This is a genomic window from Mesorhizobium sp. M1E.F.Ca.ET.063.01.1.1, assembly GCF_003998155.1.
GTDB lineage: Bacteria > Pseudomonadota > Alphaproteobacteria > Rhizobiales > Rhizobiaceae > Mesorhizobium.
In genome coordinates, this window is the sequence record NZ_RZSC01001091.1 from 1 (window position 1) to 1,475 (window position 1,475).

Here is a 1,475-nt window from a genome sequence, read left to right on the forward strand (position 1 = left end):
TCCCATGAGGCTTCTTATGACTGCCGCTCTTCATCCCGCCGAACCGGCATTGGCAACCGATCGCGCCCGCCGCGGCGGCCGTGCGGGAAAGCGCGCCGGCGGATCGGCCGCCTTCGAGCAGCCTGCTTTCCGTCAGTTGAAGAACCCACTGACGCCGACGAAGTTCGTCTCCGACGACGAATTGGAATCGATCCACCTCGCATCGCTGCGTGTCTTGAAGGAAATCGGCGTCGACGTGCTGCACGAGGAAGCCCGCCGCATCATGAAGGCGCATGGCGCAGATGTCCGCGAGGGCAGCGAGCGCGTACGCTTCGACAGCGACATGATCCTTGAGCTTGTCTCGCACTGCCCGTCGGAATTCACGCTCCATGCCCGCAATCCGGCGCATAATCTGCGCTTCGGCGGCAACAACGTCATCCTTTCGATGATGGCTTCGGCGCCCAATTGCTCCGACCTCGATCGCGGCCGGCGGCCCGGCAACCAGGCGGATTACCGCAACTTCCTGCGCCTGGCGCAGATGCACAACATCCTGCAGTGCACCGGCGGCTATCCGGTCGAGCCGATCGACATCCATCCCTCGATCCGGCACCTCGAATGCATCCGCGACCTCGCCACGCTGACCGACAAGGTCTTCCACATCTACTCGCTCGGCAAGGAGCGCAATGTCGACGGCATCGAAATCGCCCGCATCGCCCGCGGCGTCAGCCACGAGCAGCTGATGGAGGAACCGTCGGTCTTCACCATCATCAACACCAATTCGCCGCTCAAGCTCGACGTGCCGATGATGGAAGGCATCATCCAGATGGCGAGCAAGGGGCAGGCCGTCATCGTCACGCCCTTCACGCTCTCCGGCGCCATGGCGCCTGTCACCATCGCCGGTGCGCTGGTGCAGCAGAACGCCGAGGCGCTCTCCGGCATCGCCTTCGCGCAGATGGTGAAGAAGGGCGCGCCGGTCGGCTATGGCGGCTTCACCTCCAACGTCGACATGAAGTCCGGCGCGCCGGCCTTCGGCACACCCGAATACATGAAGGCGCAACTCGTCGGCGGCCAGCTTGCCCGCCGTTATCAAATTCCCTATCGCACCTCCAACACCTGCGCCGCCAACACGGTCGACGCCCAGGCGGCCTATGAGAGCGTCTTCTCGCTCTGGGGCGCCATCCAGGGCGGCGGCAATCTGATGATGCACGGCGCCGGCTGGCTGGAAGGCGGCCTGCGCTGCTCCTATGAAAAGACCATCCTCGACATCGATCTCCTGCAGATGGTGGCCGAGTTCCTGACCCCGCTCGACCTCTCCGAGGATGCCCTCGGCTTCGACGCCATCCAGTCGGTCGGTCCGGGCGGCCATTTCTTCGGCACCCAGCATACCCAGGAACGCTACAAGACCGCCTTCTACTCGCCGATCGTCTCCGACTGGCGCAATTTCGAGACTTGGGCCGAGGCCGGCTCGCCGACGGCGCTGGAGCGGACCAACAAGG

1 protein-coding gene is annotated in these 1,475 nt (G+C 64.4%); it reads left to right on the top strand.

The features are described 5' to 3' along the window. Nucleotides 1-16: 16 nt before the first annotated feature. A partial coding sequence (locus EOA29_RS36285) for a trimethylamine methyltransferase family protein (RefSeq protein WP_127222381.1) occupies nucleotides 17-1,475 on the top strand: 1,459 nt, incomplete at its 3' end.